This window comes from bacterium CG_4_10_14_0_2_um_filter_33_32 (genome assembly GCA_002792735.1).
Taxonomy (GTDB): domain Bacteria; phylum Patescibacteriota; class CPR2_A; order CG2-30-33-46; family CG2-30-33-46; genus CG2-30-33-46.
In genome coordinates, this window is sequence record PFOW01000020.1 from 1 (window position 1) to 7,448 (window position 7,448).

7 protein-coding genes are annotated in these 7,448 nt (G+C 34.0%); all 7 read right to left on the reverse strand.

Going from position 1 to position 7,448, the window contains the following annotated elements:
• Positions 1 to 141: 141 nt before the first annotated feature.
• The 7 genes from COX95_01480 to COX95_01510 all read right to left on the reverse strand — a co-directional run bounded on the left by COX95_01480 (position 142) and on the right by COX95_01510 (position 7,285).
• Entirely contained in the window at positions 142 to 342 is a 201-nt protein-coding gene (locus tag COX95_01480) for a hypothetical protein (protein ID PIZ86371.1), read from the reverse strand.
• Positions 343 to 346: 4 nt separating this feature from the next.
• Positions 347 to 637: a hypothetical protein gene (locus COX95_01485; protein PIZ86372.1), complete on the reverse strand. Its 291-nt coding sequence runs from the start codon at positions 635 to 637 to the stop codon at positions 347 to 349.
• Between the two features lie 12 nt (positions 638 to 649).
• Complete coding sequence (locus tag COX95_01490; protein ID PIZ86373.1) at positions 650 to 1,288, reverse strand: hypothetical protein; 639 nt, start codon at positions 1,286 to 1,288, stop codon at positions 650 to 652.
• A gap of 79 nt (positions 1,289 to 1,367) precedes the next feature.
• On the reverse strand, positions 1,368 to 2,657 hold the full coding sequence (locus tag COX95_01495) for a replication-associated recombination protein RarA (GenBank protein PIZ86374.1): 1,290 nt from the start codon (positions 2,655 to 2,657) through the stop codon (positions 1,368 to 1,370).
• Between the two features lie 67 nt (positions 2,658 to 2,724).
• Complete coding sequence (gene rplU / locus COX95_01500) at positions 2,725 to 3,135, reverse strand: 50S ribosomal protein L21 (GenBank protein ID PIZ86375.1); 411 nt, start codon at positions 3,133 to 3,135, stop codon at positions 2,725 to 2,727.
• Positions 3,136 to 3,202: 67 nt separating this feature from the next.
• The gene (locus COX95_01505) at positions 3,203 to 4,303 is read right to left on the reverse strand and encodes a rod shape-determining protein RodA (GenBank protein PIZ86376.1); all 1,101 of its coding nucleotides are present in this window, start codon (positions 4,301 to 4,303) and stop codon (positions 3,203 to 3,205) included.
• Positions 4,304 to 4,327: 24 nt separating this feature from the next.
• On the reverse strand, positions 4,328 to 7,285 hold the full coding sequence (locus COX95_01510) for an isoleucine--tRNA ligase (protein PIZ86377.1): 2,958 nt from the start codon (positions 7,283 to 7,285) through the stop codon (positions 4,328 to 4,330).
• Between the last annotated feature and the right edge of the window lie 163 nt (positions 7,286 to 7,448).

Genomic DNA, 7,448 nt, shown 5'->3' on the forward strand with positions numbered 1-7,448 from the left:
CTTATACCACAAGGCTTTGATATGCATATTGGAAACTCCTTAGTTATTTGCAGGAGTCTCAAATGTTTCGTAACTTATTCACCTTCTAAAAATAGACAAGAAAAAAGTCAGAAGTAAACTTCTGACAATAAAAATATAAAATTAAATAAAAGATATAACTCTAAAATAATCCCAAGGGACATAATTATTGATGGCTAAATGATCTATAACAGCTGCTTCAGCTTTCTCAATTGAAATTGATCTTGATTTATGTTTTATGATTATTTTTGGTCCTTTAATTTCCGTTCCACCCTCATATCTACATAGTTGAGTCTCAATCGAATAATTATTCAAATTAACCATTTCCTTATATCGCTCCTTTTTGCTGCAATTCTGATACCGCTCTTCTAGCCATACTTAATACGGTTTGTCTTCTAACTTCAGACTCTAATCTCCAGTATAGTTTATCCATTGCCTCATTTATCGCTATACTGCCAAACAATTCGTATAGATAAGGATCATATCCCAAATCACCGCCATTAAAACTAATATTGCATTTCAGCAAATTGTTTTCAGGGTCGATTGCTCTCAGTTGTTCTTGTCTTGTAATCACTAAATTTACAACCGAAAAGAACTCTCCTCCAACTAGTCCTGCCATTACTAACACCTCCTAAGGATTCAGAATTGGTTGCCAACGAACACCATTATTAGTAGATATTTTCTTTGCCCTTAAACCACTGCGTTGAATTTTATTTTTAGCTATAACAAGACTATCTCTCGTAACAAAACCATTATAATGTGATGATTTAGTGATAATCTCCATTAAAGGCATATACTCATCTACTGAAAAAATCGCATTAAAGTAGAAACAAAACTCACATAAACTATTAGGTATCTGCAAGATTGGGTCTCGTGGAGACTTATTTGTGATAAGGGGGCAAATACCGATCACCACATACACCTTACCATTTAAGCCAATATTATCGATTCCGCAACAGCCATTTATAATTTGATCATTAAACGCATTATGACAGCCGTAATTTGACCCATCTTTACCATTACCATTTTTTGTATTAGTCATACACAAAATAGCAGCATAATTTTTAACATTTCTAAAGCGTCTTATTGTTTCTATCTGATCGCCTGCAAATTCAGGTTTTTCTGTTGGTACCAAGCCATCAGAAGTAAAAACCAAATGATGATAAGTTGCTGCTTTTGGTTCATCATTCTTGCCAATATAATAATATGATCTACAGTGAGCACATTTTCTTTTCTGCCTTTTTTCGCCATTACTATCCATATCAGCCATAAATCATCCCTACCCTTGCTCAAACATTTTAAGGAACGATCTTTAAAGATTATTGTAAAATATATAATTACTTAGTCAACTAGCTCTTACCCCACCATTTTTTTAAACGCTCTGAAATGATTTTTTCATAACCATGATCCGATGGTTTATAATATCTTTTACCAATCAGATTCTTAGGAAGATAATTTTCTTTAGTCCAGTTTTCTTTAAAATTATGGGGATATTTATAATCTTTCCCGTAACCCAACTTTTGAGCTAGTTTTGTTGGCGCGTTTCGTAAATGCAGCGGTATTGGTTCCAGTCTTTGATTTAAACAATCAAATTCCGCTTCATTAATAGCTATCTTAGAAGCATTTGATTTAGGGGCTGTTGATAGATATAAAGTTGTTTGAGACAAAATAAGTTTTGCCTCCGGCATACCAACAAAATGAACAGCGCTAGCGCAAGATTGAGCCAATATTAAAGCATGAGGATCCGCATTACCAATATCTTCTGAGGCAAAAATTACTAGCCTTCTCGCTATAAATACCGGATCTTCTCCGCTCTCCAACATTCTAGCTAAATAATGTACAGATGCATCAGGATCGCTTCCTCTTATACTTTTTATAAAAGCGGAAATGGTATCATAATGAGAATCACCTGCTTTATCATACTTAAGTTCTTTTTTGGTCAACGTTTCTTCAATATTTTTCAGTGTAATTTTTGAGTTTTTCTTTAAATTAGAAACGGCAATATCCAAAGCAGTTAAAGCTATCCTCGCATCTCCATTGGCGAATTTTACCAAATGGTTTGAGGCTCGTTTATCTATCTTAAGATTAAGCTTACCTAAGCCTTTTTCTTTATCCTTAAGCGTGCGACTTATGATTTCCTCTATATTTTGATCTGCAAGAGGTTCTAATCGAAATAGCCTTGAACGAGATAATAAAGCGGAATTTATTTCAAATCCGGGATTTTCGGTAGTATTGCCGATTAGAACTATAGTTCCATTTTCTATATAAGGGAGAAAAACATCTTGCTGGACTTTGTTAAAACGGTGGACCTCATCAACAAAAAGGATAGTCCTTTGGCTAAAACTAGTCATTTTTTCTCTGGCTTCTTTTACAACGTTTCTTATATCGGCAACCCCAGCGGTTACTGCTGAAAATTCAACAAAATAACTTTTTGTGCTATTGGCTATAATCCTTGCGATAGTTGTCTTACCTGTACCCGGAGGCCCCCAAAGGATGATTGAACTTAGCTTATCATTTTCGATTAATCGCCTTAAAGGCTTTCCTTTGCCTATCACATGCTCTTGACCAACAAACTCATCTAATGACCCAGGCCGCATTCTATCTGCCAAAGGTTTATATAATATATTGTCCATACTCATATTCTAACAACATGACGTAAAATAAAAAGTCTATTTAAAAATTGCCTCTATGAGGCAATTTTTAAGATTAAGCAATTATTTTTACTATTTTTACTTTACTGATTTCTTGACGATGGCCAGCTGTCCTCCTATATCTCTTTTTTGCTTTCATCTTAAAAACAATAACTTTCTTACCTTTTTCTTGAGATACAATATTACCTTCCACTTTAGCGTCCTTAATAAATGGGGTACCTAATTTAATATCATTATCGGCAGCTATCAAAAGAACCTCTGAAAAAATAATTTTATCCCCTTCTTTCCCTTCTATTTTTTCTATAGCTATCTCTTGACCATCTTTAATTTTATACTGCTTACCGCCTGTTTTTATAACAGCGAAGGTTTCTTTTTTCGAAATAGTTTTGTCTTTTTCGTCTATTTCTTTCTTCCCCTGTTTACTACCTTCTTCTAGTTTTTTTATTTCTTTTGTATCTTTTGCCATTTTGCTCCTCTATTCATAATTTAATAGGACTATAGTAACAAAGAAAAAATAATTATTCAACCCTATATTAACCTCTAAAGTTAAGCTTTTTATTCCTTATCAAAACACTTTGCAGTAAACCGAAAGAAAAAAGTATAGCAATTACCGAACTACCGCCGAAACTTACAAGAGGCAAAGGTACGCCTGTTATTGGTGCTATGCCTATATTCATGCCCATATTTATAAATATCTGAAATATTATCCAAACAGCTACACCTATGGCTAAATAGCTCCCAAATGCATCTGATGAAAGTTTAGCAACTCTTAATATTCTGACTATCATTACAACAAAAAGAGCTAAAAGTATAATACCTCCCGCAAGTCCCAGTTCTTCACCTAACACAGCGAAAGCAAAATCCGTATAACGTTCTGGCAAAAATTTCAATTGACTTTGTGGACCATGACCTAATCCCCTGCCGAACAATTTTCCTGAGCCAATAGATATTGTAGACTGCAAAACATTATATCCAGCTCCCTGCGGATCACTGCCGGGATTCAAAAATATTAATATTCTTTTTTTCTGATAGTCTTTTAGAAAATTAAAAACAAAAGGCATAGATATTAGTGTAAACAAACCTAACCCTAACATGTAAATTTTTCTTACTTGCGTTGCTAATATCATACCCAACCAAATAGCCATAAGAACCATCGCAGTCCCTAAATCTGGCTGAGCCATAACTAATAATACAGGTATTCCTATATAGATTAGAGAAACAATAATTGAGAAAAAATCAGCCATCCTCTCCCCTTTTTTAGAAAAATATTTAGCTAGCACAACAACCATCACAAATTTAGCTATTTCAGATGGCTGAAGCTGAAAAAAACCTAAATCAATCCAACGCGTAGCTCCATGTGATATTTTTCCAGTAACTAGAACATATAACAATAGACCAACAGTTACTGCATACATTACATGAGTAAAAGACTTAAAAGAACGGTAGTCTAAGAAAGCAATAAAAATCATCAAAAGAAAACCAATTACCCCGTTTATTATCTGATTTCTTGCTACATCAAAACCAGCGCTACTAGACGTAGTGCTGTAAATTACAATAATACCCATCGCAAATACTAGGATTGTGACAGATATTAAAACCCAGTCTAAACTCTTTAATTTTTTAAAATCAAACATTATAAAAACCTAAAAACAGTAATTCTATTTTTTTATTTTTTCTATGCCGATCCAGATTTTTTCTTGGCTGATACTAAATTCACTATCAAAATCAACCTTTTCTCTACCTTCTATTATTTCTTCGCCTAAAGTTTCTTTCCCGATATTATACACCCCTGTAGAATGCTCTTTTATGGTATCCTTTAGTAAATTACTATCAGTAGAATAATATATAATTATCCTGTCTTCGACATTAAATTCCGCCTTCTTTCTCATAGATTGAATAGTTCTAACCAATTCTCTAGCCAAACCTTCTTTTTCTAGCTTAGGGGTTATTTTTGTATCAAGCTCAACTTTAGTCTCTTTACCCTCTTTGACAACGATATCTTTTACATTAAGCTCTTCTCGAATAAGACTCAAGAACTCATTTTGAATTTCAGATGTTGACTCAATAAGAGCTTTTGCCAATGGTTGTCTTACTTTTATTCCTTTTTCCGCACGCTGTGAGAGACCTTGATTAACCACTTCTCTAACATTATTAATCTCTTCTGATATTTTTTTGTCTATTTTCCCTGGATCCGCTTTGGGCCATTTTGATAAATGAACACTTTCCGGCTCTCCCTTTCTTCCCGAAACAAGATTTTGATAAATCTCCTCAGAAAGATGAGGAATGATTGGCGCAAGTACCTTTGATAGATTAACCAGAACTTCATACAAAGTTTCATAAGCTTGCTTTTTATCTTGATCATCTTCTGATTTCCAGAATCGTCTTCTAGATCTCCTAACATACCAGGTAGATAAATCATCGATAAACTTCTCCAACCGCTCCATCAAAGTATGAACCCTAAAATTATCAAGCTCCTTTTCTGCATATTCTAGCAACAAATGCAATTCTGAAATAATCCATTTATCTAAAACTGAATCTTTTTCTATTTCCTGACTCTCGATATCGGGATCCCAATTATCTATAGATACATAAGTTGAAAAAAATGAATATACATTCCAAAGAGTTAAAATCTTCCTTCTGATATCAGAAGCTGCATGATAGCCAAAACTAAGATTAAAAACAGGATTATGTCTGGCATACATCCAGCGCATAACATCAACGCCTATTTCTTCGGCTGCATCATCAAACCAAATAGCATTACCCTTAGATTTATGCATTTCTTCACCTTTTTCGTCACGAACTGAAGCATAGCCTAAAACTGTTTTGTAGGGTTTTATACCTTCCATAACCGTACTCATAGCGATTAAAGCATAGAACCAATTTTTGAATTGGCCGGGAAAGCTTTCTGTTATAAAATCAACCGGCACCCATTTCATCCATTCTTTTTTATCTTGCTTGTAGAGAGGTTCTCCTTGGTTGCTTTTTGCTATAGTAGAGTAAGGAACAATTCCGGCATCAAGCCAGGGGTTACCCACATCGGTTATTCTAGAGATTTCTTTTTTACATTTAGAGCATTTTATTTTCACTTCGTCGATCCATGGCCTATGTGGAGTATTTCTTTCAAATTTATCCCAACCGGAAACAGCTTTTTCCTTCAGTTCTTCTTTTGAACCGATAACTTCAAAATTTCCACAGTCACATTCATAAATCGGAAGCGCCAATCCCCAGTATCTTTTTTTAGAAATGAGCCAATTGTGCATATTTGAAAGCCAATCAAGCTCTCGATCTAAACCAAAGAGAGGAATCCATTTGATTTTTTTGGCAATATCAATCATTTGTTCTCTCAAAGTTCTCTTCTCTTTGTCTTCTGGGTCTTTTTTGTCCATTCCAATATACCATTCATCAACCAGACGAAAAATAAGCTCTTCTTTGCAGCGCCAGCATGTCGGGTAGCGATGGGTATAATTATGAATCCTGAATATTTTATTCTTCTTTTTTAGATTCTCAAATATTGCCTCAGTAACATCTTTAACGTTTTTACCCGAAAGCTCCCCAAATCCTGAAATATAATTTCCGGCATCATCTAAAGGTGCGATAACTTTCAATGAATGCTCTACTGATAATCTAAAATCCTCTTCTCCACAGCCTGGGGCTATATGAACAATCCCTGTGCCTTCTTCTTCGCCAACCTCTTCCCAAAAAATAGTTTTATGTAAAACCCCTCTTTGAACTTCTAGCTCATCAAAAGGTCCCTCATATTCAATATCCAAAAGTTTATCACCCTTAATTTCTTCCAGAATATCATACTCATCCTCAATAATAGAAAGGGTCTCTTTTGAAAGATAATAGATTTCTTTGCCAGTTTTTATTTTTACATATGTAAGTTCTGGGTTAATAGCCAAAGCAATATTAGATGTTAGAGTCCATGGAGTTGTCGTCCAAACAAGAAAAAATTCTCCTTTTCTGTTTTTTATCGGTAATTTTACATAAACCGACTGATGAATCATTTCTTTGTATTCTTCGGTCAAAATTTCATGTTGAGAAATAGCAGTTCCACATCTTAAACACCAAGGCACAACATCATGGCCTTTGTATAAATATCCTTTTTCATGACATTTTTTAAGAAAAAACCAAATCATATAGTTGTTTTCATCCGACATGGTGTAATAAGAATTTTCCCAATCTGCAAAATAGCCTAGTCTTTTTGATTGTTCTGTTTGAATTTTGGAATATTTATAAACTCTTTCCTTGCATTTGTTGACAAATCTATCAATACCATAATCCTCAATATCTTTTTTCGTTTTAAAACCTAATTCTTTTTCTACCTCCACCTCCACCCATAAACCCTGACAGTCAAATCCATTCTGATACTTTTGTTTTTTTCCTTTCATAGAATTATATCTTTGCCATAAATCTTTATAGGTTCTTCCCCATGCATGATGAACACCCATGGGGTTATTAGCAGTTATTGGACCATCCAAAAAAGAAAATATCTCGCTGGAGCTATCGTTTTTTCTAAGGTACTTAGAAAGAATATCTTTTCTTGTCCAAAAATCTATAATTTTGTGTTCTAACTTGACTAAATCAACTTTTGGATCAACTTTTTTAAATGCCATTTTTTCTCCTAAGTAAAAAACTATTCTAACATAAATATTATAGCCAATAAAGGTGGGATTTTGAAGTGTTTGTACGCGTCACGCACATTTGAGACTCCGGAACAGTTTTTATTAAATAATCAATGGGTGAAATATTACCCAAAGATTGGTGTATTCTCTTTGT